Genomic DNA, 1,179 nt, shown 5'->3' with positions numbered 1-1,179 from the left:
TGTATTAGTTCAGATCTGATCAGACATTGATCTTGAAAAAGAGAAAGTTACCCGTTTTGATAAAGGTGTCGAAATCTTAATCAAACAAAGGTAACTTTCTTATGTTGCATACTAACAATCAAATCATCAAACACAAAGTAGGTTTACTCAATTTGGCTGAAGCACTTCAGAATGTGTCTAAAGCTTGTAAGGTGATGGGTGTTTCTCGAGATACTTTCTATCGCTATCAAGAGTTAGTTCAGTCAGGTGATGTCGATTCACTCATCAATAAATCCCGACGAGTACCGAATCTAAAAAACCGCGTGGATGATACTACAGAACAAGCTGTTATTGATTTCGCAATCCAATTCCCCGCTTATGGTCAACACCGTACCAGTAATGAATTACGTAAAAATGGTGTATTCATTTCAGGTAGTGGAGTTCGATCTATTTGGCTTCGCCACGATTTAGAAAACTTTAAAAAGCGACTGAAAGCCTTAGAAGCCATTGAGTTAAATGATCATCAGATTGCTGCGCTTGAGCGTAAACTTGAAGATGATGTTGCTTGTGGTGAAATAGAAACACACCATCCAGGGTATCTTGGAGCGCAAGATACATTTTACGTTGGCAATCTCAAAGGTGTTGGTCGAATTTATCAACAAACGTTCATCGATACCTACAGCAAAGTTGTGCATTGCAAGCTTTATACAACGAAAACACCGATTACAGCAGCAGATTTATTAAATGATCGCGTACTCCCGTTTTATCAATCACAGGATCTACCTATGCTGCGTATTCTGACAGACAGAGGCACTGAATATTGTGGCAAAGTGGAACAACATGATTATGAGCTGTATTTAGCCATCAATGATATTGACCACACCAAAACAAAAGCTGCTTCCCCGCAAACTAATGGGATCTGCGAGCGTTTCCATAAGACGATCTTGCAGGAATTTTATCAAATTACCTTTAGGAAGAAGCTGTATAGCACATTAGAGGAATTACAAGCTGATCTAGACGTTTGGCTGAAATTCTATAATACTGAACGAACTCATCAGGGAAAAATGTGCTGCGGTCGCACACCGCTAGAAACATTACTTGATGGAAAACGAATTTGGGCTGAGAAAAATTTAGCCCAGATTTAACCTGACAGGCACACTAAAAAATGGGTAACTGTCAGATCGGGTTTGAGCTAGTACA

The 1,179-nt window shown here is 39.4% G+C and carries 1 protein-coding gene; it reads left to right on the top strand.

The window, feature by feature from the left end:
* Positions 1-101 precede the first annotated feature (101 nt).
* Positions 102-1,124, top strand: coding sequence for an IS481 family transposase (locus D7V32_RS16960; protein ID WP_120403939.1), 1,023 nt, complete (start codon positions 102-104; stop codon positions 1,122-1,124).
* The last annotated feature ends 55 nt before the right edge of the window (positions 1,125-1,179 follow it).

The sequence above is a fragment of the Acinetobacter tianfuensis genome (assembly GCF_003611465.1).
GTDB classification, from domain to species: Bacteria; Pseudomonadota; Gammaproteobacteria; order Pseudomonadales; family Moraxellaceae; genus Acinetobacter; species Acinetobacter tianfuensis.
Note: the sequence above shows the minus strand (reverse complement) of the source record. Positions and strands in the feature narration are given on the sequence as shown.